Genomic DNA, 24819 nt, shown 5'->3' on the forward strand with positions numbered 1-24819 from the left:
CATATCAAAGGAGAAGAATTCATGTCCAGCAAAAAAGATCGTATGGCACCCGGCCTGCTGCTGCCCCTGGGCGCCCTGGCCGCCGGCTTCGGCCTGGCCTCGTCGGCTGCCCTTGCTCAGGCTCAGCCTGCCGAAGAAGCGAAGAAGCCGGTGGTCGAGAATGCGCTGCCGGTGGTGCGCGCCAAGGCCAGCGCCGAGCGCGCAGGCAAGGACGACTACCAGGCCATCGAAACCCGCATCGGCAAGGGCAGGCAGGAACTGCGCGATGTGCCGCAGTCGATCACCGTGGTGACCGAGCGGCTGATCGACGACCGCAACCTCGACACGATGAAAGAGGTCTTGAAGAACACCGCCGGCATCACCTTCATGGCCGCCGAGGGTGGCGAGGAGGACATTCGCCTGCGCGGCTTCTCGCTGCAGGCCACCGGCGACATCTTCATGGACGGCATGCGGGACCCGGCCTTCTATGAGCGCGACACCTTCTTTGTCGACCGAGTCGAACTGATGCGCGGCTCGGCCTCGATGCTGTTCGGCCGCGGCTCGACCGGCGGTGCGGTGAATATGGTCACCAAGGTGCCGCGCCTGATCAACGAGAACCAGATCGACGTCGAGCTCAGCAGCCACAGCGGCCTGCGCACCGTCGGTGACTTCAACGTCAAGATGGGCGACAGCGCGGCCCTGCGCGTCGGCGCGATGCTGACCCGCGCCGACAACGACGGCACCGGTGCCTCGCAAGACAAGGCCGGCATCGCCGGCACCTACCGCTTCGGCATCGGCGAGGTCGATGAGTTCTCGGTGGGGCTTTACCACCTCGAGAATCACAACGGCATGAACTACGGCATGCCCTGGGTCCGCCCGACAGCGACCTCGCCGGTCGGCGACACCACGCTGTTGCCGCTGGACCCGACCGCTTACTACGGCATGGCCAGCGATCGCAACGACGGCCATGTCAGCCAGCTCACCGCCACGCACACCCATCGCTTCAGCGCCACCGACGAGCTGCAGACCCGCGTGCGCGTCGCCGACTACGGCCGCGACCAGCGCGCCGGCACGGTGCGCTTCGGTGGCGCCACCACCCAGCCCGACCGCACCGCCGTCACCCTGGCGACCTTCGGCCCGAACACGGTGATCACCCGCGGCACGCAGAACAAGATCCAGGACATGCAGACGCTGAGCGTGCAAAGCGACTACACCGGCAAGTTCAAGGCCTGGGGCCTGCGCCATGCCGTGCAGGCCGGCGCCGACTTCTCGCAGGAGGAGAAGCAGGTCTTCGCCGCCCGCAGCGCGGCCCAGGGCGGCGTCAATCTGACCAAGCCGAACACCAGCATCGGCCGGCCCAATGACGGGGCCTGGATCGATGAGAACTCCCGCGTGCTGCGCACCGCCAGCGAGTACACCTCCCGCGGCTTCGGTCTCTATGCGCAGGACCTGATCGAGTTCGCGCCGCAATGGAAACTGCTGCTCGGCCTGCGCTACGACAAGCTCAAGGGCGACTACGACACCCTGACCATTCCTGGGACCGCGGCCGGCCCGGAGACCAAGACCAGCTACCGCATGAAGGTGTCGGAGATCAGCAAGCGCCTGGGCCTGATGTTCCAGCCGAACGAGCGCATGTCCTTCCATGCCTCGGCCGCGACCTCGTTCAACACCTCGGGCGACGCCTACTCGCTGGGCGCCGACAACCAGAACATCCCGCCCGAGCAGTCCATCAATATGGAGCTGGGCGCCAAGATCGACTCGAACGACGGCAAGCTGAGCACGCGCTTTGCGTTGTTCCGCTCTACCAAGCTGCATGAGCGCAACACCGACCCGCTGGTGAACCTGATCACCCTGTCGGGCAAGCGCCATGTGGCCGGTTTCGAGATGGATGTGATGGGCCGGCCGGCGCCGGGCTGGGAGCTGTACGCCTCCTACACCTTCATTCCTGTGGCCAATATCGACATCGGCGTGGCCGGCTCCGAGGGCCAGGGCACGCGTCCGTCGCTGACGCCACGCCATTCCGGCACCGCCTGGGCCACCTATCAGCTCACGCCGAAGTTGCGCGTCGGCGGCGGACTGAACGCACGCAGCGGCCAGTCACCGAACCGCAACCCGGGCTGGTATGCGCCCAAGTTCATCACCGCCGATCTGATGGCCGAGTACGCGGTGATCGCGGAGCGCCTGACCTTCCGCGCCAACCTCAGCAATGTGGCGAACAAGCTGTATGCTGATTCGCTCTACTCCGGGCACTACATTCCCGGTGCAGGTCGGATCTTTGCGCTGACCGGCACATACAAGTTTTAACCGTTGACCGCAGAGCCGCCGCCATGCTGATCCGCATCCCCGCCGTCCTGAGTGCCGATGCTTTGCGCCAGGCCCAGGCCTGGCTCGCCGAGGCGAAGTGGGAGAGCGGGTCCGCCAGCGCCGGCACCCAGGCCGCCCAGGTCAAGAACAATGAGCAGCTGCCGCCCACCAGCGAAGTGGCGCGGCGCCTGCAGGACTTGATCCTGGGCGTGCTGGAGCGGCACCCGCTGTTCTTCTCGGCCGCGCTGCCGAAGAAGGTGCTGCCGCCGATGTTCAACCGTTACGGCGGCGCCACCAACACCTATGGCGCCCACGTCGATGGCGCGGTGCGCTACGCGCCCGGCACCGGTGTGCGTGTGCGCACCGACATCAGCGCCACCCTGTTCCTGGCCGATCCGGCCAGCTATGACGGCGGCGAGCTGGTGATTGCGGACACCTACGGGGAGCAGCGCGTCAAGCTGGCCGCCGGGGACATGGTGCTGTATCCCGGCACCAGCGTGCATCGCGTCGAGCCGGTCACGCGCGGCCAACGCCTGGCCAGCTTCTTCTGGATCGAGAGCATGGTGCGCAGCGACGAGCAACGCCGCCTGCTCTATGACATGGACATGAGCCTGATGAAGCTGCGCCAGCAGCATGGCGAGACCGAGGCCGCCGTGCAGCTGACCGGCACGTATCACAACCTGCTGCGCATGTGGGCCGACACATGAGGCTGGAGACGCTGCCGGACGGCCTCATCAATCTGGCCGATTTCGAGGGGCCGGCCCGCGAGCGCATGAGCGCTCAGGCCTGGGCCTATATGAGCGGCGGCGCTGCCGACGAACTGACGCTGCGCGCCAACCGCTGCGCCTGGGATGCGATCAAGCTGCAGCCCCGCGTGCTGCGAGACCTCAGCGGCGGCCACACCCGCCTGCCCCTGCTGGGCCGTGAGTTGGCCCATCCGATCCTGCTCGCACCGATTGCCTACCAGCGCCTGGCCCATGAGGACGGCGAGCTGGCCAGTGCCTACGCGGCCGCCGCGCAATCGGCCGGCATGGTGCTCAGTGCCCAATCCAGCGTCGAGATGGAGGCGGTGGCCAAGGCCTTTGCCGACGAGCCGCAGAGCGGTCCGCTGTGGTTCCAGCTCTATTGGCGCAATGATCCGGGCTTCATGCTGGAGTTGATACAGCGCGTCGAATGGGCCGGCTACCAGGCCCTGGTGCTGACCGTCGATGCCCCTGTGCATGGCGCGCGCGACCGCGAGCGCCGCGCCGGTTTCCAGCTGCCGGACGATGTGCGGGCCGTCAATCTGGGCGGGCGCAAGCAACCTATCGAACTGGCGCCGGGTCAGAGCATGATGTTCGACGGCCTGATGCCGCGCGCCGCGACCTGGCGCGAGATCGACTGGCTGCGTACACACAGCCGCTTGCCCCTGCTGCTCAAGGGTGTGAGCCATGCCGACGATGCGCGCGAGGCGCTGCAACGCGGTGTGTCGGGCCTGATCGTTTCCAACCACGGCGGCCGCACGCTCGACACCTTGCCGGCCACCGCCGAGCTGCTGCCGGTGTTGCGCGCGGCCGTCGGCGAGGCCGTGCCGCTGCTGGTCGATGGGGGCATCCGCCGTGGCACCGATGTGCTGAAGGCGCTGGCGCTGGGTGCCGATGCCGTGCTGCTGGGCCGGCCCTATGTGTTTGCTCTGGCGGCTGCCGGTGCGCTAGGTGTGGCCCATGGACTGCGCCTTTTGCGCGATGAATTCGAGATCGCGATGGCCCTCACCGGCTGCAAAACACCGGCCGATGCGGGGCCTCATTTGCTCTGGTAGCGCAGCTATCAAGCCCCGAGTGATGCAAGGCCGCGACAAACCAGGGTAAACAAGGGCCTGTTGAGTGCCACATAGGTCAATCTTCCCCTATGAAAGCCTTCTCAACGCCATAGGTGCGCAGTATCATTGCCCGCGCAGGGTGCTAGAGAGAAATGAAGGCTTATGCGGCCTTCACCCGGCCCGGCACATCAACTAACTTTTGATGGAGAGAATCCAAATGGCAACTGCGAAGAAGGCCGCACCCGCGAAATCGGCGGCACCGGCAAAGAAGGCCGCCCCGGCCAAGAAGGCGGCGGCACCTGCGGCTAAAAAGGCAGCACCGGCCAAGAAGGCGGCAGCTCCTGCTGCAAAGAAGGCGGCTCCCGCGAAGAAGGCTGCTGCTCCTGCAAAGAAGCGCACCCCCAACGCAGCCTTCATGAAGGCCATGACCCCGAGCGCAGCCCTGGCTGCCATCGTTGGCAGCACCCCGCTGCCGCGTACGGACGTGACCAAGAAGGTGTGGGAGTACATCAAGAAGAACAAGCTGCAGGATGAAGTGCAAAAGCGCATCATCATTGCCGACGCCAAGCTGAAGGAAATCTTCGGCAAGGCCAAGGCCGACATGTTCGAGATGACCAAGCTGATCAACAGCCACCTGAAGTGATGTTTGGTTGATCGGCCTGCTCCGTCAGGCCCTGATCAAGAAAGGCCCGGTTCTCCGGGCCTTTTTTTACGTCCGCGCGTTGTTGCTAAGACGGGCTTGCAGCGCGGTGTGCAAGGACTGCACATCAATCGGCTTGAGCCAATAGTCTGCAAAGCCGGCGGCTCGGGCCGCTGCCACTTGCTCGGGCAGTCCGTCGGCCGATAACGCGATACAGGGTGGCAGTGCGCGCGGCTGCAAGCGCAGCGCCTGCAGCAGCTGCAGGCCATTCATGTCGGGCAGGTTCATGTCCACCAGCAGCAGCGCGGGCGATTCGTCCAGCACGCATTGCAGGGCCTCGGCGCCGGTCTCGGCGATCAGCAGCTCCCATTGCGGGGTGTCACGGAACACCTCTTCCATCAGGACGATGTTGAGGCGGTCATCTTCTACGTACAAAACCTTCAGCCCCAGATCAGCGCTGTGCATGCGAACGTCTCCCCGGGCAAAAGCCGGCGCGGCATCATAGCTTCCTAGGGTGCCAGCAGGCCATAGAGCCGCGCGCCATTGCCCCAGGCAATGCTCTGTGCCACCGTCGGCGGCAGCTCGCCAAGCCAGACGCGGGCCTCCTGCATCAGCCCCTCGTAGTAGGCCCAGCGTTGATTGACCCAGGTGTCCGAGCCGATCAGAAATCGCTCGGGAAACTCCAGCATCAGGGCCCGCCAGGCGGTGCTCAGGCGACCGTTCTCGGTCAGGCCCGGGCGGTAGGACAGCTCGCCCATCAGACTCGGGTAGCGCCGCAGCAGCTCGCGCACGCGTGCCTCGGGCACGCCGCCGATGCCGGTATGGGCCCACACCAGCCTGGCCTGCGGCGCATGGGCCAGCAGCTTGTCGATCGCTACATCGTCCACATGGGCCAGCACTACCAGGTTGCGTTGCTGGGCCAGCTTCATCAGCGCCACCGCGGTGCTGCCATCGGCATTGGCGCTGTCGTACAGATGGAACTCACCCAGGCCGCGGTAGGGGCCGGCCGGCGTGCCCTGGGCCAGCTCACGTTCCACCATGGCGATGATGCTGGGGTCGCGGAACCAGCTGGAATAGTCGTCCCGGTTGCGGTAAAGGCGCACAAAAGGCACGACCGTCACGCCCGCCGCAGCGGCGGCCGCCCTGGCTGTGGCCAGGGTCAAGGTGCCATCATTGGGTCGGCTGTTGGCGACGATGGCGCGCACGCCGCTGCGCTGCATGCGGCCCAGCACATCGGTCAGTGGATGCGGCGCTTGCGCCTCCACGTTGTAGTGCAGGTGAGCATCGAACAGGGGCCCGGCATAGGGCGGCGGCGCATCGGCCGCGAGCGCTGCGCTGCTCAGTAGCAGCACAAGGGCAGGTATCAGTGCGATGGCCCTCCGGCTGCGGGGTCGGGTGTTGATAGAGTTCGCGGCCATGCTGACTCCGTGCTGCGCATTGGAGTGGGCAGTCTAGTTCGGTTTGATCATTTGCGCCTTGCGGGGCACAGGGGGCCACAAGGTGTGACAAAGCACCGCCGCCGCTCCCCGCGATCCGGGGGGTTGGGCTGCCCTTCGGGGGGCTTGCCTTTTGTAAACTTCCTGTATCGGATCTGCCCACCGGTGACTCCAGGGTGATTGGGCACACGAGAGCAGCGCGAAGAGGGCAGCAAGGCCCCGGCGTCGCAGGACTCTCACAACAAAAGTAAATACTATGTCGTTGGTTGCCTCTCTCGCGCTTGCCGCATCCGTGTCCGCGCCGACCTTGCCCAGTTGTTCCTGGGACAGGCCCGGGGTGAATCCCTTCATGGGAGATGTGGTCGCGGCCGTGGACCGCTACAAAGACATCCCTGAAGCGGTGCGCAACAAGCTGAAGGCCCGCATGACGGCGCGTAGCTATGACGAGATGGTCAGCATCAAGCGCGACGGCATCGACGGCAAGCAGCTCTACGCCAGCGAGATCCGCGACATGCACTTCGGTGCCGGCAGCGTCTGCGGCACAGTGACCCGCGCCAAGTGGACCGACAAGATGGAAGAGCGCGGCCTCGTCTATTGCGAAGACGGCCACTGCATCCTGGTGCCCACCGTCTGCCGCAACGTCAGTCGCATCACGCGCCTGGCGCCACGCAAGACGGCCGAGGCGCCGGCCCAGGCCACCAACGTGGCCTCGTCTGCGCGCGATGGCGATGACGATGCCGACAGCGAACTGATCTCCGAGGCCCCCGGCGCCGGCGTGCCGGCACTCGGTGCGGGTGGTGGCCAGACGCCTCCGAGCTTCACGCAGATGTCGGGTTCGGGCGGCTCCGATGCGGGGCCCAGCCTGATCGGTGGTGGCGGCGGGCCCGGCCCCTCGGGCGGCCCTGGGCCCGGTTTCCCCGGCACCGGCCTCGTCCCCCCGGGCGGCATTCCCGATGGCGACAACCCCACGCCACCGGTGCCCCCGCCCAATCCGGTGCCTGAGCCCGGCACCTGGGCCTTGATGGCGCTGGGTCTGAGCGCGATGGCCTGGAAGCGCCGCCGCCGCGCTTGATTGTCAGCGCCATATGAAAAAGGGTCGCCTCGGCGACCCTTTTGCTTGGCGCTACCGCATCAGAGCAGCGTCTTCAGATAGCGCCCGGTGTGGCTGCCCTCGAAGGCCGCCACTTCCTCCGGCGTGCCGGCCAGCAACAACTGGCCCCCACCCGAGCCACCCTCGGGGCCCATGTCTATGACCCAGTCGGCGGTCTTGATCACGTCCAGGTTGTGCTCGATCACGACGATGGTGTTGCCTGCGTCGCGCAGCTGGTGCAGCACCTTCAGCAGCAGCGCAATGTCGGCGAAGTGCAGGCCGGTGGTCGGCTCGTCGAGGATGTAGAGCGTGCGGCCGGTGTCACGCTTGGAGAGCTCCAGCGCCAGCTTGACCCGCTGCGCCTCGCCGCCCGACAGCGTGGTGGCGCTCTGGCCCAGCTTGACGTAGCCCAGGCCCACGTCCAGCAAGGTCTGCAGCTTGCGCGCCAGGGTCGGCACGGCGCTGAAGAAGCCATGCGCGTCTTCCACCGTCATGCCCAGCACCTGGGTGATGTTCTTGCCCTTGTAGAGCACCTCCAGCGTCTCGCGGTTGTAGCGCTTGCCGTGGCAGACGTCGCAAGGCACATAGACGTCGGGCAGGAAGTGCATCTCCACCTTCAGCACACCATCGCCCTGGCAGGCCTCGCAGCGGCCGCCGGCGACATTGAAGCTGAATCGCCCCGGCCCGTAGCCGCGTTCCTTGGCCGTGTTCATCTCGGCGAACAGCTCGCGAATCGGCGTGAACAGGCCGGTGTAGGTGGCCGGGTTGCTGCGCGGCGTGCGGCCTATCGGCGACTGATCGACATTGATGACCTTGTCGAAGGCGTCCAGCCCCTCGATCGTGTCGTGCGGCGCCGGCTCCTGGTGGCTCTGGTAGATCTTGCGCGCCACCGCGGCGTACAGCGTGTCGTTGACCAACGTTGATTTGCCCGAGCCCGACACGCCGGTCACGCAGGTGAACAGGCCCACCGGTATGTCCACCGTCACGCCCTTCAGATTGTTGCCGGTGGCGTTGACGACGGTCAGCTTCTGCTGATCCGGCATGTCGGCGAGGCGACGGCGCTGCTTGGGCACCTCGATGCGCACGCGCCGCGACAGGTACTGGCCGGTCAGAGAGTCCGGATGATCGGCCACCTCCTGCGGCGTGCCCTGGGCAATGATGCGCCCGCCGTGCACACCGGCGCCGGGACCGAGGTCCAGCACATAGTCGGCGGCCCAGATCGCGTCTTCGTCGTGCTCGACCACCAGGACGCTGTTGCCCAGATCGCGAAGATGGCGCAGGGTGGCGATCAGCCGGTCGTTGTCGCGCTGGTGCAGGCCGATGCTGGGCTCGTCCAGCACATACATCACGCCGGTCAGGCCCGAGCCTATCTGCGAGGCCAGGCGGATGCGCTGGGCCTCGCCGCCGGACAGCGTGTCGGCGCTGCGATCCAGGCTCAGGTAGTTCAGGCCCACGTCGTTGAGGAACTTCAGCCGCGAGCTGATCTCGCGCACGATCTTGTCGGCGATCTCGGCCTTGTTGCCCTTGAGCTTGATGGTCTCGAAATACTGTTGCGCCTCACGCAGCGTCGCGTGCTCGACCTCATAGATCGGCTTACCCTGCTCGCCGGCTTTGGCATCGGCAGGCTGCAGCAGCACATGGCGGGCCTCGCGGCGCAGGCGCGAGCCCTCGCACTGCGGGCAGGCCTTGGCGGCCTGGTAGCGGGCCAGGTCTTCGCGCACGGCGGCCGAATCGGTCTCTTTATAGCGGCGCTCCAGATTCGGCAGGATGCCCTCGAAGGGATGCGAGCGCTTGACGCTGCGCTTGCGCGCCGTGCCGCCCTCGGCCTGATAGACGAACTCGATGTCATCCGCACCTGAGCCATACAGCAGCACCTGGCGTGCATGTTCGGTGAGCTCCTCGAAGGGCTTCTCGATATCGAAGGCATAGTGTTTGGCCACGCTCTCCAGCATCGAGAAGGTGTAGGCATTGCGTCGGTCCCAACCCTTCACTGCACCGCTGCCCAGGCTCAGGCTGGGGAAGGCAACCACTCGCTCCGGCACAAAGGCCGTCACATGGCCCAGGCCCTCGCAGCTGGGGCAGGCGCCCACCGGCGAGTTGAACGAGAACAGCCGCGGCTCCAGCTCGGCCAGCGAGTAGCTGCACACCGGGCAGGAGAATTTGCTGGAGAACAGATGCTCGGCGCCAGTGTCCATGTCCAGGGCCAGCGCGCGGCCCTCGGCCAGGCGCAGCGCCGCCTCGAAGCTCTCGGCCAGGCGCTGGCGCAGCGCGTCGGCGTTCTCGCGCTTGATCTTGACGCGATCGACGACCACGTCGATGTCGTGCTTCTCGGTCTTCTTCAGCTCCGGCAGCTCGCCTGCTTCGACCGTCGCGCCATCGATGCGAAAGCGCACATAACCCTGGCCCTGCATCTCGGCCAGCAGATCGGCGAACTCGCCCTTGCGGTCACGCACCACCGGCGCCAGCAGCATCAGCTTGGTGTCTTCGGGCAGGGCCAGCGCGGCGTCCACCATCTGGCTGACGCTCTGCGCCTCCAGCGGCAGATGGTGATCGGGGCAGAAGGGCGTGCCGGCGCGGGCGTAGAGCAGGCGCAGATAGTCGTGGATCTCGGTCACCGTGCCCACGGTCGAGCGGGGGTTGTGGCTGGTGGCCTTCTGCTCGATCGAGATCGCAGGCGACAGGCCCTCGATCACATCCACATCGGGCTTGTCCATCAGCTGGAGAAACTGCCGCGCATAGGCCGACAGGCTTTCCACATAGCGACGCTGGCCCTCGGCATACAGGGTGTCGAAGGCCAGGCTGGACTTGCCCGAGCCGCTCAGGCCCGTGATCACCACCAGCTGGTTGCGCGGCAGATCGACGTCGATGTTCTTGAGATTGTGGGTGCGCGCGCCACGCACGCGAATGGCGGGCGTTTCGGCGGCAATGCGCACCGCGCTGGGGCGTGAAGAATCGAAGTCGGGCATGTTGGGCGGAGGCAAGAGAACCCTAGATCATAGGCTGCCGGGCGCTTGACGCCGTATCTGCCGGCGTTGGCTCGATGGCAGCGCACCCTTCATCGCGTGCAGAAGCAGTCTGGCGCGCTGCGCCTGCGACTCATCGCAAGGCCTTGGCGGCGCGCGGTGCGGATGCCGATACTGACTACATCGACACAGCAAAACGTGTCTCTTCAGCCACTCGGAGCCCACCATGAACACCACCGCCAAGACACTGATCCAAGCCCTGATCGCCGGCGCCGTGCTGGCCGCTGCGGGCTGGATGCTCAAGCCCGCGACACCGGCACCCGACATGCAAGTCGTGCAGTTGGAGCGCGTGGTCATCACCGGCAAGCGTATGCAGGAAGGTGTGCAAGAACAGCGGATCGCCCAGCTGCCTCGCGTCGTCATCACCGGCAAGCGTCTGCCGGCCGAGGGCGACACGATGCTGGCGCAGGCGCCGCGCGCCGCTGCTGCCAAGATCTGACGGGGCGCTCGTCCCGTCAATTGGCACCTTGCGGCGCATAAAGCGCCACTCGTCGCAGGTCGCTGGCATGCGCACGCTGGCTTGCCGATACTGGCCACCCTGACCGCAACGACCCGTCTGAGCAAGACCAAGGAAGCCGCCATGAACACCGCCCCGCTCACCGAAGCCTCGGGCCTGATACGCGCCCTGCTGGTGCTGACCGCATTGGCCGTCGGTGCCGCCCTGTTCTGGCCCTATAGCAAGGTCACCTCGGTCGAGGCCGAGACGGCGCAGTTGCGGCAGGTGGTGGAGCCGATCCAGCGCCTGGTACCGACCGAGGCGACCGTGGCCCAGCGCAGTCAGGTGCGAGCAAAGCCGGCCTGATGACCCGCTGAAGCTCGTATCTTCAAGCCCGCGTCTTCAAGCCCGATTTCGCGGGCTTTGTCACTTTTGCACCACCTGCCACCACCGCATGGGCTGGTAAATCCCGTGCGTGCGTTCCGAAGCCTCTGCCAGAATAGGTGAGCGTCGCGCGGGCGCCGGGGCCAGGTCTGAAGATGGCTCCGCGTCTTGCCGCGGGAGTGAATCGAAATGACAGGGAGCGCGTCAATGCAACGCAATCAAGCTATGCCCGGCAAGGGCCGTGGGCAAAGGGCCGTACTGTGGCTGGCCGGTCTGACGGCCGCTGCCTGCCTCGCAATCGGGGCGAAGGCTCAGCCGGCCGCTGTGCCGGCGGTGGCGCCGCCATCCGCGGCCGATTTCTTCCGCATGCCTTTGGCGGCAAGGCCAGTCTTGTCGCCCAGCGGGCGCTATCTGGCCTATGCGCTGACGCAGGAAAAGGCACGCACCGTGCTGGCGGTGCTGGACCTGGGGCAGCCGGGGCCGCCGAAGGCCATTGGGGGCTTTCGGGACAATGATGTGAACCAGATCTGGTGGGTCAATGACGAGCGGCTGGTGTTCGACGCCGTCGACCGTCAGCCGCGCCGTGATGGCCCGACCGGGCCCGGACTCTGGGCGGTGAACCGCGATGGCAGCGACTTTCGCCAGCTGATCCAGCCCGACTACGAGGAGCTCAAGCGCACCGGTTCGCGCGTGCAGGGCAAGGACCGGGTGCTCGACTGGGACTGGCGCCTGTACAAGGTGCTTGCCGACGGCTCCAGCGACGTGGTGGTGTCGAACTTCATCACCAACGGGGTACGCGAGGTGACAGCGATCACGCTGTCGCGGCTGGACACACGCACCGCGCTGCGCACCTCGCTGACCGACGGCGCGCCGCCGAACATCACCGATTGGACCTTGGATACGCAGGGCAAGCCCATTGCCGCCACCAGTGACAAGGATGGCCGCTACACCATGTACCGCCGTAAGCCCGACGGTGATGGCTGGGTGGTCTGGAAAGAGGGCGACTCCGTGCGCGACAGTGCGCCCGAGGTTCTTGCGGTGGGGGCAAACAAGGAGACCTACGTTGTTCAAGCCACGGCCAAGGGCACCAATGCCCTGTTCCGTATCGAGCCAGGTGCGGATCAATCCGGCACCACGCCCGTTTTGAGCCTTGAGGGTTACGACTTCCGTGGCGAGGTCGTCGTGGACCGCGAATCCAAGCGGGTGCTGGGCGTGCACTACGAGACCGACGCCAGTGGCACAGCCTGGTTCGACGCCGGTATGAAGGAGGTGCAGAGGCTGGTTGACGCTCAGCTGCCGAACACGGTGAACCGCATCGAGTGTCTGCGCTGTGAATCTTCGTCCCGCCTGCTTATCGTGGCCGAGTCGGACCAGCGGCCGGTCGAGTACTACGTCTATCTGCGCGACAGCAAAAAGGTCATGGGCCTGTTTCCAAGCATGCCCTGGCTGCGTGGCAAGCCCATGGGTCAGCGCGATATGCAACGCTTTGCGGCACGGGACGGCCTGCCCATTCCGACCCTGGTGACCTGGCCGATCGGCAAGCCCAGGGGCCCGCAGCCGGCGGTGGTGCTGGTCCACGGCGGCCCCTGGGTGCGTGGCACGCACTGGGCCTGGGAGCCCCAGGCACAATTCCTGGCCTCGCGCGGCTATGTTGTGATCGAGCCCGAGTTCCGCGGCAGCACCGGCTACGGCCACCCGCACTTCCGGGCCGGCTGGAAGCAGTGGGGCCTGGCCATGCAGGACGATGTGGCCGACGCGGTGGACTGGGCCGTCAAGCAGGGCTGGGTTGATCCGAAGCGTGTCTGCATTGCCGGCGCCAGCTACGGCGGTTACGCGGCCCTGATGGGCCTGGTGCGTCACCCCGAGCGCTATCAATGCGCGGTCAATTGGGTCGGCGTGACCGACATCGAACTGAAGTATGCGATTCACTGGAGTGACACCGGCGATCAATGGAAGCAGTACGGCCTGCCTGCGCTGGTCGGTGATCGCGTCAAGGACGCGGTCCAGATCAAGGAGACCTCGCCCATCACCCAGGCCGCCAAGATCCGCCGCCCGCTGCTGATGGCCTATGGTCTGGAGGACTGGCGCGTGCCGATCAAACATGGCACGGACTTCAAGGACGCGGTCGCCAAGACCAACCCCGATGTCGAGTGGGTGGCCTATGCCGACGAGGGGCATGGCTGGCTGATGCACGAAACCCATATCGACTTCTGGACCCGGGTCGAGAACTTCCTGGGCAAGCACATCGGCGCCAAGGCCGCGGTGAAATAGTCGCCACCGGCAAGCCCCTCGCCGAGCACACAAAGCGCGCGCGGATCTGAAAAATCCGATACGCTGCGGGCAAAACCTGCACGACAGGCTTTGCTCAGAGAGGGGCACCATGAACGATGCCAGCGGCCCGCCGTCCGAATTGCCGGACCATTCTTCGGGATCTGCCAACGATGCCGGCATCGGGCTTGCGCCCGAGGCGCATCTGCTGCACATCGTCGGCCGCATGGCCCATCTGGGGGCCTGGTCGCTGAGCCTGCCTCGGCGCGAGCTGATCTGGGGGGCGAGTGCCTTGCGCATCTTCGAAGCGCCCGAGCATCACGCGCCCTCGGTCGAGGCGTTGCTGGACTTTGTGGCACCGGTCCACCGTGATCGTGTGGCCGAGGCGCTGCAGCGCTGCATCGAGTGGGGTGACACGCTGGACGAGCAGTACCGAGCCCTGACGGTGACGGGCCGCGAGGTCTGGGTGCATACCTTGGCCGAGGCGGTGCGAGACGAGCAGGGTCACATTGTGCGGGTCGACGGCGTGTGCAAGGACATCACCGAGCAGAAGCTGGCCGAGGTGGCCCTGCAGGAAAGCGAGGCCCGCTTTCGCAGCCTGGTCGAGGGTGTCGAGCGGGTGTCGGTGCAGGGTTATGACAGCGCCCGGCGGGTGATCTTCTGGAACAAGGCCAGCGAACGCCTCTATGGCTACACCCGCGAGGAGGCCATAGGCCAGCAGCTGGAGGACCTGATCATCCCGCCCGAGATGCGCGAGCTGGTGATCGAGGGCACGCGGCAGTGGCTGGAGGCCGGCGTGGTCTCGGTGCCGGCAGAGGAGCTGGTGCTGCGGCACAAGAACGGTTCGCCGGTGCCGGTCTACTCCAGCCACACGATGCAGCGCAGTGCCAGCGGCGAGGCCCAGCTCTATTGCGTCGATGTGGACCTCAGCGAGCGCGTGCAGGCCGAGGCCCTGCGCCATCAGCTCGAGGGCCAGTTGCGCGAGGCCCAGAAGCTGGAGGCCATGGGCACCATGGTCGGCGGCATCGCGCATGACTTCAACAATGTGCTGGGTGCCATCCTGGCCAATGTCATGCTGGCCCGCGAGGCCCTGCCGGCCGATCATTTGGCGCAAAGCCATCTGGGGCTGATCGCCAAGGGCGGGCAGCGCGCGCGCAGCATGGTGCAGCAGATCCTCGCCTTCAGCCGGCGCCAGGCGCAGGAGTTGCGCGTTGTCAATCTGCAGAAGCAGGTGCAGGAGTCATTGGCGCTGCTGCAGGCCGGCCTGCCGCCCCAGGTGGCGCTGGGCCTGAAACAGGGTGACCCCAGCCTGTGCGTGCTGGCCGACCCGGCCCAGCTGCAGCAGGTGCTGATGAACCTCTGCACCAATGCCCAGCAGGCCCTGCCCGCTGGCGGTGGCCGGGTCGAGCTGAGCCTGGAGCGGGTGCGCTTGCGCAGTTCGCCGCACGAGCCGGGGCCCGATCTTCCCGATGGCGACTATGCCCTGCTGACCGTGGCCGACAACGGCTGCGGCATGGACGCCAAGACCCGCCTGCGCATCTTCGAGCCCTTCTTCACCACCAAGCCCACCGGCCAGGGCACCGGCCTGGGCCTGTCGGTGGTGCACGGCATCGTGCTCGCACACCGCGGCGCGATCACGGTGCACAGCGTGCCCGGCGCGGGCACGCGCTTCCAGATCTACCTGCCCCTGGTCGACGCGGTGGCCGACCCGTCGTCCGAGTGGGGTGCGCTGCAGGCCGCCAGCGGCCAGGAGCAGGGCCTGCACATCGTCTATGTCGATGACGACGAGGTGCTGCGCCTGACCGTGGAGAGCCTGCTGCGCCGCGTCGGTTACCGGGTCACCCTGTGCAGCAGCGCCGACCAGGCGCTGGCCGAGGTGATGGTGCCCGGCGCCGGCATTGCGCTGCTGGTGACCGACTACAACATGCCCGGCCGCAACGGCCTGGAGCTGGCCCAGATGCTGTCGCAGCTGCGTCCCTTGCTGCCGGTGCTGTTGAGCTCGGGCTATTTCAGCGACGAGATGCATGCTCAGGCCCTGCGCCTGGGTGTGCGCGGACTGCTGCACAAGGAGCGCCTGCTGGAGGAACTGGTGGACAAGGTGCGGGAGGTGCTGCAGACCGCGGCCTGAGTCCGGCTTGCGGGATTGACCGAGTGACCATCGTCGAGCCGCTCGTTGATACTGATGCACATAACAGATCAGTACAACGGAGAGGTTCGATGTCAATTGCCTGCGTTCTTCGATACGTGTTCGCCGGCTTTGCTGCCTTGTGGCTTGCTGCCCCTGAAGTCCGCGCGGCCGAGCCGTTACTCTCGGCGCCCACGGTGGCCGATTTCTTCCGACCGGCCAAGATGCTCAAGCCGATGTTGTCGCCGAGCGGCCGCCATCTGGCGGCGGCCGTGTCCGGCGATGATGGGCGCATCCGCCTGGCGGTGCTGGACCTGGAGAATCTGCAGGATTCCAAGATCGTCGCCAACTACTCCGACGCCGATGTGCAGCGCTACTGGTGGCTGAACGACAAGCGTCTGGCCTACACCATCACCGACTTGCAGGCCGGCAGCGGCGAGTGGACGCCACCGGGCCTGTGGGCGGTTGACCGCGACGGCAGCGACGCCCGCAAGTTGATCAAGGCCCACTTCCAGTTCATCAGCGACAAGTCCAGCCTCATCGTCGATCGCAGCCTGCCCTGGCATTGGCGGTTTCACAGCAGCTTGAACGACGGTTCGGACGATGTGCTGGTGCAAAACCACCACTTCGGGCTGGATGGCAACGTGGACGACACCTCCCTGTCGCGCTTGAACACCCGCACCGGACTGATGCGCAGCCTCAGTGGCAGCGTGGCGAGCCACGTGAAGAACTGGTGGGTCGATGCTCAGGGCCAACCGGTGGCCAGCGAGGGCTGGCACCAGGGCCGCTACACCAGCCACTGGCGCAATGCCCAGGGCGTCTGGGGTGTGTGGCAACAGGGCAGTACCTACGACTCCGCGCTGCCGCGCATCCATTCGTTCCTGCGCGATGGCACGGTGCTGGCGCTTGCCGCTTCGGCGTCCGGAATCCGGGCGCTGTATCGCGTCGACACCGCGAGTCGCCAGCTCGAGTCCGAGCCGCTGGTCAGCCTCAAGGGCTATGACTTCGATGGCGACTTGATCGTCGACATGGACAGCGGCGCCCTCGTCGGCGTGCATTTCGAGACTGACGCCGAGGGTACGGCCTGGCTGGACCCGACGCTGAGCAAGGCGCAGGCCGAGGTGGACGCCCTGGTGCCGGGCATGGTCAATCGGCTCGACTGCCGGCGCTGTCTTGCCGCGCCGGTGCTGTTGGTCAGCTCGCACTCCGACACCCAGCCGCCGGTGTATTCCATCTACCGCCGGGACAGCAAGAGTCTCAGCGTCGGGGCCCGGTCCCGTCCCTGGATCAATGCCCGGCAAATGGGCCAGCGCGATATGTTCAGCATCAGGGCCAGGGACGGCATGAGCCTGCCCCTGCTGCTGACCCGACCCGCGGGCAAGGCCGCCGCACCGCGCCCGGCCGTGGTGCTGGTGCATGGTGGGCCCTATGTGCGTGGTGCGCATTGGGCCTGGGAGCCTCAGGCCCAGTTCCTCGCCTCGCGCGGCTATGTGGTGATCGAGCCGGACTTCCGCGGCAGCACCGGCTACGGCTTCGCACACTTCAGGGCCGGCTGGAAGCAATGGGGCCTGGCCATGCAGGACGATCTCGCCGACGCGGTGGAGTGGGCCGTCAAGCAGGGCTGGGTCGATGGCAAGCGCGTCTGCATTGCCGGCGCCAGCTATGGCGGCTATGCGACCTTGATGGGGCTGATCAAGCACCATGACCTCTACCAATGCGGCTTCGAGTGGGTTGGTGTCAGCGACATCGAGCTGATGTACACGATCAACTGGAGCGACTCCAGCGATGAGTGGAAGCGCTTTGGCATGCCGGTGCTGGTTGGCGATCGTCAGCGGGATGCCGAGCAGCTGCGCGCCACCTCACCGCTGCAGCAGGCGCAGCGCCTGAGGCGGCCGCTGCTGATCGCCCATGGTGGCAGCGACCGCCGCGTGCCCATCCAGCACGGCAGCGACTTCTACGACGCGGTGAAGAAGACCAACCCGCAGGTCGAGTGGATTGGCTATCCCGATGAGGGCCATGGCTGGCGCAAGCTGGAGACCCAGATCGACTTCTGGACCCGCGTCGAGCGTTTCCTCGACAAGCACATCGGGCCCGGACGCCGTGACTGAGCGTCTTCAGGATTTGTAGCCTACACGGGTTGGGGCGCCAGCCCGGGTTGCGGGCCTATTCCACGCGAACGGAGCCGAGGAGTTCTCGGAGCGATCGAGGGGCAGGCTTTGTGCAGCGTGCTTGTGCTTTGTCGTCGGCGAGGGCTTCAGCAGATGCCGGCGGACCGGCCTTGCCATCGCCATTGCCCTGCACAGCAGTCCCTCGCTCACCGTCACAGGCACTCAGTGCCAGCAGGGCCAGGAGCGATAGACGCCTACGCCATGGCACAGCTGAGCTCGCCGGCACCGAAGACTCCTGCGTCAACTCGGCTTGCGGGCCATGATGAACGCCCGGATGTCTTTGCCCCGGGTGCCGTGCCGCTCGACGCTGACGATCTCCAGACCCTGCCGCGCCATCGCCGCCAGCAGTGCCTCCTCCTTGAAACACAGCACCTGGGGCGCCTTGCCGATGGCCTTCATCAGTGGCAGCGCGAGATAGGGAACGAGCCGGTTCATCTCGCCGATGCAGGGCGTCTTGGAGATCAACAGGCCGCCCGGCCGCAGGGCTTGCACCGCCAGCGCCAACGCGTGGTCGAGATCGTCCACGAGGTGTAGCAGGTTGAAAGCCAATACCGCATCGTAAGCACCCTGCCCGAACTCTGGGGCGTCGGCGTCGGCGACCGCGAAGCTCAGCTGCGGCACCGGCTGGATCGCCAGCTTCTCGCGCGCGATGTCAATCATGCTGGTCGACACATCGGTGGCCAGCAGGCGCCGCGTGAAAGGCGCCAGACGCAGCGCGGTGGTGCCGGTGCCGCAGCCGATCTCAAGCACGTCCTGTTCGGCAGACAGCAGGCCCTGCACGCGCGCCAGGGTGGCCTCGTAGCCGGCCAGGTCGGCAATCGGGTCGGCTGCGTACTTGCGCGCGATGCGATCCCAGAAGCGGGCCTTGCGGGCGGTCGAGGCGTCCGCCGCTGGTGGTGGCGGCGAGGCTTCGGGGTGCGACGTGAGCGTGGGGGAGGGCATCTGGGGTGGGGACGGAATCCGTGCAAGAGGCGGTTGCTGGATGCTATCCATACGCAAGGCCGCTGGAAATAGCGGAAATCTGCACAGGAGATATACATTTACGTATGGAAAAGGTCGACTGGAACCAGCTCAGGGCGTTTCTGGAAACAGCTGAAACCGGCTCGCTGTCGGCGGCCGCCCGCAAGCTGGGCCTGACCCAGCCCACGCTGAGCCGTCAGGTGGCCGCCATCGAGCAGCGCATGGGCGTGACGCTGTTCGAGCGGGTGGGCAAGGCCATGGTGCTCTCGCCGACGGGCATCGAGCTGCTCGAACACGCGCGTGCCATGGGCGCCGCCGCCGAAGCCCTGGGCCTGGCGGCCACCGGCCGCTCGCAGGCCATCGAGGGCGTGGTCTCGGTCTCGGCCACCGATGTGGTGGCCGCGCACCTGCTCCCGCCGCTGGTGCGGCAGCTGCGCGAACAGGAGCCGGGCATTGCCATCGAGGTGATCTCGTCGAATGCGCTGAGCGACCTGTTGCGCCGGGAGGCCGATATCGCGATTCGCCACGTCAAGCCCGAACAGCCGGACCTGATCGCTCAGCTGATACGAGAGGCCTCGGCCGGTTTCTATGCGTCAGAAGACTGGGTCAAGGCCCACGGACATCCGCGCAGCGCCGAGGATGCCGCCCACCTGCCCTTTGTGGGCTCAGACCGCTCCGGCCAGTTCCTGGGCTATCTGCGCCAGCACGGCCTGCCCCTGAGCGAGGCCAACTTCAGCTGCTACTGCGATCACTCGGTCCCCCACCTGGCCCTGATGCAGCAGGGCATGGGCATAGGCGCCATGATGGACGAGATCGCCCGGGACACCCCGGGCCTGGTACGTGTGCTCGACGACGTGCCGCCGGTGCGCTTCCCGATCTGGCTGGTCACGCATAGAGAGCTGCGCACCTCGCGGCGGATTCGGGTGGTGTTCGAGGCGCTGGCGCTGGGCTTGGCTGGTGGCGGCTGATGGCGGCTGAAGAGGGCTACTCGTGGGCGCCGACGAAGCTCGGCCTGCTGATCACCCCTCGTCCAGCACCCTCAAGATTTCCCGCCCATAAGCCTCCAGCTTCTTAGCCCCGACGCCGCTGATCTCGCCCAGCTCGTCCAGCGAGCCGGGGCATTGGCGGGCCATCTCGGCCAGCGTTGCGTCGTGGAAGATCACATAGGCCGGCAGGCCGTGTTCCTTGGCGACTTCGGCGCGCCAGGTCTTCAGCGCCAGATAGCGGGCCTGGGCGATCTCGTCCAGATGGGCTGGAGCGGCCTTGGGCGCACTGCGACTGCCTCCGCTCTTGCTGCTGCGGCCCTTCTTGGGCGCTTCGGCGGGCACGCGCAGCAGCAGCTGGACCTGGCCCTTGAGCACCGCCCGGGCGCTGTCGCTCAGCGCCAAGGTGTTGTACTCGCCCTCGCTGACCACATGGCCCAGCGCGACCAGCTGGCGCAACACCGAGCGCCACTGCTGCTCGCTCAGATCGGCGCCTATGCCGAAGGTGCTTAAAGCTTCGTGGCCGTACTGCGTGACCTTGTCGGTGCGCTTGCCGCGCAGCACGTCCAGCAGATGGCCTGCGCCGAAGCGCTGGCCGCCGTTCTGGTGGAAGCGGTAGATGCAGCTCAGGGCCTTGCGCGCGGCCTCGGTGGCGTCCCAGGTGGCGGGCGGGTGCAGGCAGTTGTCGCAGAGGTTCTGATAGGGCCGGCAGGGCGGGGCGTTTTCGTTGAAATAGGCCAGCAGGCGCACGCGGCGGCAGTCGTGTGCCTCGCTGAGCGCCAGCAGGGCATCGAGCTTGCCGCGCTGCACCCGCTTGAACTCCTCGCCGGCCGGGCTTTCGTCGATCATGCGGCGCTGGTTCACGACATCGGCCAGGCCGTAGGTCATCCAGGCGTCGGCCGGTGCGCCATCGCGCCCGCCCCGGCCCGTCTCCTGGTAATAGCTCTCGATATTCTTGGGCAGATCCAGGTGGGCGACGAAGCGCACATCGGGCTTGTCTATGCCCATGCCGAAGGCGATCGTGGCCACCATGGTGATGCCGTCCTCGCGCAGAAAGCGGTCCTGGTGGCGCTGCCGCACGCCGGCGTCCAGGCCGGCGTGATAGGGCAGGGCGGGGATGCCCTCGCCCTCCAGCCAGGCGGCGGTCTCCTCGACCTTCTTGCGGCTCTGGCAATAGACGATGCCGGCATCCCCCTCATGCTCGTCGCGGATGAAGCGCAAGAGCTGGCCCCGCGGATTGTCCTTCTCGACGATGGCGTAGCGGATGTTCGGCCGGTCGAAGCTGCTCAGGAAGATGCGCGCGTCCTCGAGCTGCAGCCGGGCCAGGATGTCGGCGCGGGTGTGCTCGTCGGCGGTGGCCGTCAGCGCGATGCGCGGCACGCCGGCAAAGCGCTCGTGCAGCACGTTGAGCAGCAGATAGTCTTCGCGGAAGTCATGGCCCCACTGGCTGACGCAATGGGCCTCGTCGATGGCGAACAGGCTCAAGAGGCCGCGTTCGTGCAGCGAGTCGAGCTGGGCCAGAAAGCGGGTGTTGGTGATGCGTTCAGGCGCCGCGTAAAGCATCACCAGCCGGCCGCTCATCATCTCGCGCTCGATGTGCTGCGCCTGCTCGCTGCTCAAGGAGGAGTTGAGGAAGGCGGCATGGACGCCTGCCTCCTCCAGCGCACCGACCTGGTCGTGCATCAGCGCGATCAGCGGGCTGACGACCACGGCCACGCCGCGGCCCTGGCGGTGGCGGGCAATGGCCGGAATCTGGTAGCACAGGCTCTTGCCGCCGCCGGTGGGCATCAGCACCAGGGCGTCGCCGCCGGCGGTCACATGGTCGGTGATGGCGGCCTGCTCGCCGCGGAATGCGCTGTAGCCGAACACCTCTTGCAGGATGCCAAGCGGTGCGTGAAGATCTGAAGTCTGGGACATACCGGGATTAGGCCATGACTGACAAAGCCGCCGAGCTGCGCGCCAAGCTGATACGCAATTTCAACCAGGTGGAGCTCAGACATGACCTGCGCGAGCCGCTCTATGACAGCCGGGGCGCGCGCCTGGCCGAGGGCACCGCCGCGACGAAACTTGGCGCCAGCATAGACATCGTGGCACCCGGCATGCGCAGCTGCCCCTACCACCTGCACTACGCCCAGGAGGAGATGTTCGTCATCCTCGAAGGCGAGGGCACCTTGCGGGTGGCCGGCGAGATGCTGGCGGTGAAAGCCGGCGACACGATCTTCATCCCGCCCGGGCCCGAGTACCCGCACCAGCTGATCAACACCTCCGATGCGCCGCTGAAGTACCTGAGCATCAGCACGCGCGAGAAGCCCGAGATCTGCGAATACCCCGACTCCGGCAAGTACCTGGCCTATGCGCCGGACTTCGACGTGCTGGGCCGTACCAAGGAGACCTTGGACTACTGGGAAGGCGAACCGTAAGCTAAGGCCCCTGGTCGCGAGCCGGCGTGACCGAGCCCACGCCGGAAATCGACTTGTGCACATGAGGGTTGCCCCAGTAGCGCACCGAGCCGGCGCCCGACAGCCGCGCCACCAGGTCTTCGGTGACCCAGAGACTGACATCGCCGACGCCGGCAATCGACACCTTGGCCCGCTCGGTGCGCAGGCGCTGGCCGATGAAGTCGCCGGTGCCTGAGATCATCAGCTGCAGGTCTTGCACACTGCCGGTGACCTTGGCATCGCCCGAGCCGATGATGCTCATCGCCAGCCGCCGGGCATGCAGCTCGGTCAGGCGCAGATTGCCCGAGCCGGTGATCTTGGCCGTCAGCTGCTCCAGCTTCAGCGGGCCGTCGGCGATCACGTCGCCGGCGCCCTGGATATTGATCTCGTCCAGCTCGCGGGCGGTGATCAGCACCAGCGTGCGGCGCGAGTTCCAGAACTTCCAGCCGCCCGCCGGCTCGATGCGCAGGCTGCCACCGTTCAGGTCCACCTCGACGCGCTTTTGCGCCTCGGCATCGCCCTCGATGACCAGCTGGTTGACCTCCCCCTGCACCAGCCGCACATCGGCCGCACCGGCCAGCACGATGCGCTTGAAGCTGCCCAGCGCATAGGTCATCTGCGTGGGCGATGACTGGCCGACCAGCTGGGCCTGGGCGCCGGTGAACATTGCCAGGCACGTCAGCGTTGCCAGCCAACAGGCAAGCCTCGTCTTCATATCGCCTGGCCTCGCAGCATCTTGGACACCTCGCGGCTGGCGGTGAACTTGGTGCCGTCGCGCATCTTGACGATCAGCTGCGAGGTGTCATCGGGCGTCATCGACTCGACGAAATCCATATTGACGATGCAGGAGCGCTGCAGTTTCAGAAAGCGGGTCGGGTCCAGCCGCTGTTCGAAGGCGGCGATCGGCAGACGCACCATGAACTGCTTGCCACGGCTGTTGATGGCGGTGTACTTGGTGTCGGAGCGCAGGTACTCGATGTCGTCGGTGCTGAGCGGGAAGATCTTGCCCTGGTCGCGCACCAGGATGCGCGACAGCGCCTGCACCGGGGCGGCCTCTTCCTCGATGGCCTCCAGCGCCTGCAGCGGCTGGCTTGGTTGATCGGGCTGGGCCAGCTGCGTCTGCAGCGCATGGGCCACCGCCTCGTTGAAGCGCTCCTGCGAGAAAGGCTTGAGCAGATAGTCCGCGGCGTGCAGCTCGAAGGCCGTCAGCGCGTGCTCGTCATAGGCGGTGGTGAAGATCACCGCCGGCGGTGAGGTGCTGCCGTCCCGGGCCAGCTCGCGCAGCACCTGCAGGCCGGTCAGCCCGGGCATGTGGATGTCCATCAGCACCAGTTCGGGCTTCAGCGCGCGGATCTGCGCCAGCGCGCTGTCACCATCGGCGCAAATCGTCAGCAGCTCCAGGCCGTGCAGGCCGGGGGCGCTGAACTGGGCCACCCACTCGGCCAGACTCTCGCTGGCCAAGGGTTCGTCTTCGGCGATGAGGGTGCGGATGCGGGGCTGGTTCATTGCGGAATCCATAGATCGGTGCGAAAGCCCGCGCCGGGCGCGGTATGGGTCTTGAGTCGGGCGCGGCCGCCATAGTCCAGCGCAAAGCGCCTGCGCAGTGCGGACAGGCCGATGCCGCTGCGGCTCTGGCTGGCCTCCAGCCGGGCCGGTTCGCAGCCGGCGCCGTCGTCGCGTACGCACAGGGCCAGGGCTTGCGTCATAGCGTCGCGCTGGGCGCTGATATGCACCTGGCCACCCTGGGTGCGCGGCGCAATGCCGTGCTGGATGCTGTTCTCCACCAGCGGCTGCAGGCTTAAAGGGGGAATCTCGTCGTCCAGGGTCTGCGGGTCCAGCTCCCAGACGACCTGCAGGCGCTTGCCCAGGCGCAGGCTCTCCAGCGCCAGGTAGTCGCGCACGAACTCGATCTCCTCGCGCAGCGCCACGCGGTCGCTGCCGCCACGCTTGTTGTCGAGCACATAGCGCAGCATGCCCGAGAAGCGCAGCAGCGCCTGCTCGGCCGCCTGGGCGTCCTTGCGGGTCAGGGCGATCAGCGAATTCAAGGTGTTGAACAGGAAGTGCGGATTCAGCTTGCCGGTCACCGCGGCCAGCTCGGCCCGTACCAGCGCCGCCTCGGCCTGGGCGGCGGCCAGCGCGCTGGCCCGCGCCCGGCGGGCATTCAGCACCGCCGAAAAGCCGGCGGCCAGCGAGCCATAGACAAAACAGCCCCACAGCGCCTGCCACAGCACCGTCTGGTGCAGGGTGGCCAGCGCATGCTCGAACTCGAACAGGGCCCAGGCCGCCGCAAAGCTGCTGGCCTGCCAGAGAAAACTGAACAACAGGGCGGCAACGGCATGCAGCAGCAGCTGCCAGGGGGCGGCCAGGGCCAGCCGCTGCATCCCGCGCATCCAGGGATAGACCGCCAGACCCCACAGCGCCGCCGGCCACAGGGTCCAGCTCGCCTGATAGACGGCCGACAGCGGCCGCCAGCTGCCGCGCTGCAGGTCGGCCTGGATGCCGGCCAGCATGAACAGCAACCAGGCCAGGGTCCAGACGCCGGCATAGGCCAGCCACAGGCGCAGATTGCCTGGCTTGCCGGGTGTCGGGAGGGGGGCGTCGGGGGACAGCATGGCGCTATCGTAGAGGGAGGCGGCGGCTTGGCCGGGCGACCGGTGACCAAATGCAGGGATCGTGCCCTCAACTGTGGCTCGGATGGGGCGGGATTCAGCGCACGCCGGGCGTGCTCGCAACCAGCCCTTCGGCTTGCCGGCATCGAATCGCAATCAAAGTAGCATCGACGGATGT

At 66.7% G+C, this 24819-nt stretch carries 20 protein-coding genes; 12 read left to right on the top strand and 8 right to left on the bottom strand.

The annotated features are described in order from the left end of the window. Positions 1 to 21 precede the first annotated feature (21 nt). The 4 genes from DES47_RS09860 (at position 22) to DES47_RS09875 (ending at position 4724) form a co-directional block, all read left to right on the top strand. A complete protein-coding gene (locus tag DES47_RS09860) occupies positions 22 to 2283 on the top strand; it encodes a TonB-dependent receptor (protein WP_243748244.1) in 2262 nt (753 codons plus the stop codon). Between the two features lie 23 nt (positions 2284 to 2306). Continuing rightward, complete coding sequence (locus DES47_RS09865) at positions 2307 to 2990, top strand: Fe2+-dependent dioxygenase (protein ID WP_133700484.1); 684 nt, start codon at positions 2307 to 2309, stop codon at positions 2988 to 2990. Then, positions 2987 to 4081, top strand: coding sequence for an alpha-hydroxy acid oxidase (locus DES47_RS09870; RefSeq protein WP_133700485.1), 1095 nt, complete (start codon positions 2987 to 2989; stop codon positions 4079 to 4081). Before DES47_RS09865 ends, DES47_RS09870 begins: the two co-directional genes overlap by 4 nt. Before the next feature lie 217 nt (positions 4082 to 4298). Beyond that, positions 4299 to 4724, top strand: coding sequence for an SWIB/MDM2 domain-containing protein (locus DES47_RS09875; protein ID WP_133700486.1), 426 nt, complete (start codon positions 4299 to 4301; stop codon positions 4722 to 4724). Between the two features lie 66 nt (positions 4725 to 4790). Here DES47_RS09875 and DES47_RS09880 read toward each other — a convergent pair whose 3' ends face one another. After that, the gene (locus DES47_RS09880) at positions 4791 to 5186 is read right to left on the bottom strand and encodes a response regulator (protein WP_133700487.1); all 396 of its coding nucleotides are present in this window, start codon (positions 5184 to 5186) and stop codon (positions 4791 to 4793) included. 44 nt (positions 5187 to 5230) lie between these two features. After that, positions 5231 to 6139, bottom strand: a complete 909-nt coding sequence (locus DES47_RS09885; RefSeq protein WP_133700488.1) for an amidohydrolase family protein — start codon at positions 6137 to 6139, stop codon at positions 5231 to 5233. 274 nt (positions 6140 to 6413) lie between these two features. On the opposite strand from DES47_RS09885, the gene DES47_RS09890 reads away from it, so the two are divergent. Beyond that, entirely contained in the window at positions 6414 to 7229 is an 816-nt protein-coding gene (locus tag DES47_RS09890) for an MHFG family PEP-CTERM protein (RefSeq protein WP_279537328.1), read from the top strand. A 59-nt stretch (positions 7230 to 7288) separates the two neighbouring features. On the opposite strand, the gene uvrA is transcribed toward DES47_RS09890, so the two are convergent. Continuing rightward, positions 7289 to 10213 (bottom strand): excinuclease ABC subunit UvrA, encoded by a 2925-nt coding sequence (gene uvrA / locus DES47_RS09895; protein ID WP_133700490.1) that lies wholly within the window; start codon positions 10211 to 10213, stop codon positions 7289 to 7291. Between the two features lie 223 nt (positions 10214 to 10436). Between uvrA and DES47_RS09900 the strand changes: the two genes are divergently transcribed. The 5 genes from DES47_RS09900 to DES47_RS09920 all read left to right on the top strand — a co-directional run bounded on the left by DES47_RS09900 (position 10437) and on the right by DES47_RS09920 (position 17591). Further along, positions 10437 to 10709 carry a hypothetical protein gene (locus DES47_RS09900; protein WP_133700491.1) on the top strand — a complete coding sequence of 91 codons (273 nt, stop codon included), beginning with the start codon at positions 10437 to 10439 and terminating at the stop codon, positions 10707 to 10709. 141 nt (positions 10710 to 10850) lie between these two features. Next, positions 10851 to 11072 carry a hypothetical protein gene (locus tag DES47_RS09905; protein ID WP_133700492.1) on the top strand — a complete coding sequence of 74 codons (222 nt, stop codon included), beginning with the start codon at positions 10851 to 10853 and terminating at the stop codon, positions 11070 to 11072. Positions 11073 to 11297: 225 nt separating this feature from the next. Continuing rightward, positions 11298 to 13361, top strand: a complete 2064-nt coding sequence (locus tag DES47_RS09910; protein ID WP_166651940.1) for an alpha/beta hydrolase family protein — start codon at positions 11298 to 11300, stop codon at positions 13359 to 13361. A 109-nt stretch (positions 13362 to 13470) separates the two neighbouring features. Continuing rightward, a complete protein-coding gene (locus DES47_RS09915) occupies positions 13471 to 15486 on the top strand; it encodes a hybrid sensor histidine kinase/response regulator (protein ID WP_133700494.1) in 2016 nt (671 codons plus the stop codon). 89 nt (positions 15487 to 15575) lie between these two features. Beyond that, positions 15576 to 17591, top strand: coding sequence for an alpha/beta hydrolase family protein (locus DES47_RS09920; RefSeq protein ID WP_133700495.1), 2016 nt, complete (start codon positions 15576 to 15578; stop codon positions 17589 to 17591). Between the two features lie 300 nt (positions 17592 to 17891). Here the strand turns inward: DES47_RS09920 and DES47_RS09925 are convergent, their stop codons facing one another. After that, the gene (locus DES47_RS09925) at positions 17892 to 18593 is read right to left on the bottom strand and encodes a class I SAM-dependent methyltransferase (RefSeq protein ID WP_133700496.1); all 702 of its coding nucleotides are present in this window, start codon (positions 18591 to 18593) and stop codon (positions 17892 to 17894) included. A 104-nt stretch (positions 18594 to 18697) separates the two neighbouring features. Between DES47_RS09925 and DES47_RS09930 the strand changes: the two genes are divergently transcribed. Continuing rightward, on the top strand, positions 18698 to 19579 hold the full coding sequence (locus DES47_RS09930; protein WP_133700497.1) for a LysR family transcriptional regulator: 882 nt from the start codon (positions 18698 to 18700) through the stop codon (positions 19577 to 19579). A 51-nt stretch (positions 19580 to 19630) separates the two neighbouring features. Here the strand turns inward: DES47_RS09930 and recQ are convergent, their stop codons facing one another. Continuing rightward, positions 19631 to 21511, bottom strand: a complete 1881-nt coding sequence (gene recQ / locus DES47_RS09935; RefSeq protein ID WP_133700498.1) for a DNA helicase RecQ — start codon at positions 21509 to 21511, stop codon at positions 19631 to 19633. Positions 21512 to 21525: 14 nt separating this feature from the next. On the opposite strand from recQ, the gene DES47_RS09940 reads away from it, so the two are divergent. Further along, on the top strand, positions 21526 to 22014 hold the full coding sequence (locus DES47_RS09940; protein ID WP_133700499.1) for a cupin domain-containing protein: 489 nt from the start codon (positions 21526 to 21528) through the stop codon (positions 22012 to 22014). A 1-nt stretch (position 22015) separates the two neighbouring features. Here DES47_RS09940 and DES47_RS09945 read toward each other — a convergent pair whose 3' ends face one another. From DES47_RS09945 to DES47_RS09955, 3 genes are read right to left on the bottom strand one after another with little or no spacing between them, the layout of a single operon-like run. Next, positions 22016 to 22699 carry a head GIN domain-containing protein gene (locus DES47_RS09945; RefSeq protein ID WP_166651941.1) on the bottom strand — a complete coding sequence of 228 codons (684 nt, stop codon included), beginning with the start codon at positions 22697 to 22699 and terminating at the stop codon, positions 22016 to 22018. Between the two features lie 44 nt (positions 22700 to 22743). Further along, positions 22744 to 23538, bottom strand: a complete 795-nt coding sequence (locus DES47_RS09950; RefSeq protein ID WP_133700501.1) for a LytR/AlgR family response regulator transcription factor — start codon at positions 23536 to 23538, stop codon at positions 22744 to 22746. Next, the gene (locus tag DES47_RS09955) at positions 23535 to 24644 is read right to left on the bottom strand and encodes a sensor histidine kinase (RefSeq protein WP_133700502.1); all 1110 of its coding nucleotides are present in this window, start codon (positions 24642 to 24644) and stop codon (positions 23535 to 23537) included. The genes DES47_RS09950 and DES47_RS09955 overlap by 4 nt, the downstream gene beginning before the upstream one ends. Positions 24645 to 24819 lie beyond the last annotated feature (175 nt).

Source organism: Roseateles toxinivorans, assembly GCF_004362525.1.
In the GTDB taxonomy this organism is placed as follows: Bacteria; Pseudomonadota; Gammaproteobacteria; order Burkholderiales; family Burkholderiaceae_C; genus Paucibacter; species Paucibacter toxinivorans.

Bases quoted from the DNA above. Each gene is read 5' to 3' on its own strand.
- DES47_RS09955 (WP_133700502.1), bottom strand. From the start codon at position 24,644: ATGCTGTCCCCCGACGCCCCCCTCCCGACACCCGGCAAGCCAGGCAAT.
- DES47_RS09930 (WP_133700497.1), top strand. From the start codon at position 18,698: ATGGAAAAGGTCGACTGGAACCAGCTCAGGGCGTTTCTGGAAACAGCT.
- DES47_RS09865 (WP_133700484.1), top strand. From the start codon at position 2,307: ATGCTGATCCGCATCCCCGCCGTCCTGAGTGCCGATGCTTTGCGCCAG.
- DES47_RS09870 (WP_133700485.1), top strand. From the start codon at position 2,987: ATGAGGCTGGAGACGCTGCCGGACGGCCTCATCAATCTGGCCGATTTC.
- DES47_RS09885 (WP_133700488.1), bottom strand. From the start codon at position 6,139: ATGGCCGCGAACTCTATCAACACCCGACCCCGCAGCCGGAGGGCCATC.
- DES47_RS09860 (WP_243748244.1), top strand. From the start codon at position 22: ATGTCCAGCAAAAAAGATCGTATGGCACCCGGCCTGCTGCTGCCCCTG.
- DES47_RS09900 (WP_133700491.1), top strand. From the start codon at position 10,437: ATGAACACCACCGCCAAGACACTGATCCAAGCCCTGATCGCCGGCGCC.
- DES47_RS09950 (WP_133700501.1), bottom strand. From the start codon at position 23,538: ATGAACCAGCCCCGCATCCGCACCCTCATCGCCGAAGACGAACCCTTG.
- DES47_RS09875 (WP_133700486.1), top strand. From the start codon at position 4,299: ATGGCAACTGCGAAGAAGGCCGCACCCGCGAAATCGGCGGCACCGGCA.
- recQ (WP_133700498.1), bottom strand. From the start codon at position 21,511: ATGTCCCAGACTTCAGATCTTCACGCACCGCTTGGCATCCTGCAAGAG.
- DES47_RS09905 (WP_133700492.1), top strand. From the start codon at position 10,851: ATGAACACCGCCCCGCTCACCGAAGCCTCGGGCCTGATACGCGCCCTG.
- DES47_RS09920 (WP_133700495.1), top strand. From the start codon at position 15,576: ATGTCAATTGCCTGCGTTCTTCGATACGTGTTCGCCGGCTTTGCTGCC.
- uvrA (WP_133700490.1), bottom strand. From the start codon at position 10,213: ATGCCCGACTTCGATTCTTCACGCCCCAGCGCGGTGCGCATTGCCGCC.
- DES47_RS09910 (WP_166651940.1), top strand. From the start codon at position 11,298: ATGCAACGCAATCAAGCTATGCCCGGCAAGGGCCGTGGGCAAAGGGCC.
- DES47_RS09890 (WP_279537328.1), top strand. From the start codon at position 6,414: ATGTCGTTGGTTGCCTCTCTCGCGCTTGCCGCATCCGTGTCCGCGCCG.
- DES47_RS09945 (WP_166651941.1), bottom strand. From the start codon at position 22,699: ATGTTCACCGGCGCCCAGGCCCAGCTGGTCGGCCAGTCATCGCCCACG.
- DES47_RS09915 (WP_133700494.1), top strand. From the start codon at position 13,471: ATGAACGATGCCAGCGGCCCGCCGTCCGAATTGCCGGACCATTCTTCG.
- DES47_RS09925 (WP_133700496.1), bottom strand. From the start codon at position 18,593: ATGCCCTCCCCCACGCTCACGTCGCACCCCGAAGCCTCGCCGCCACCA.
- DES47_RS09940 (WP_133700499.1), top strand. From the start codon at position 21,526: ATGACTGACAAAGCCGCCGAGCTGCGCGCCAAGCTGATACGCAATTTC.
- DES47_RS09880 (WP_133700487.1), bottom strand. From the start codon at position 5,186: ATGCACAGCGCTGATCTGGGGCTGAAGGTTTTGTACGTAGAAGATGAC.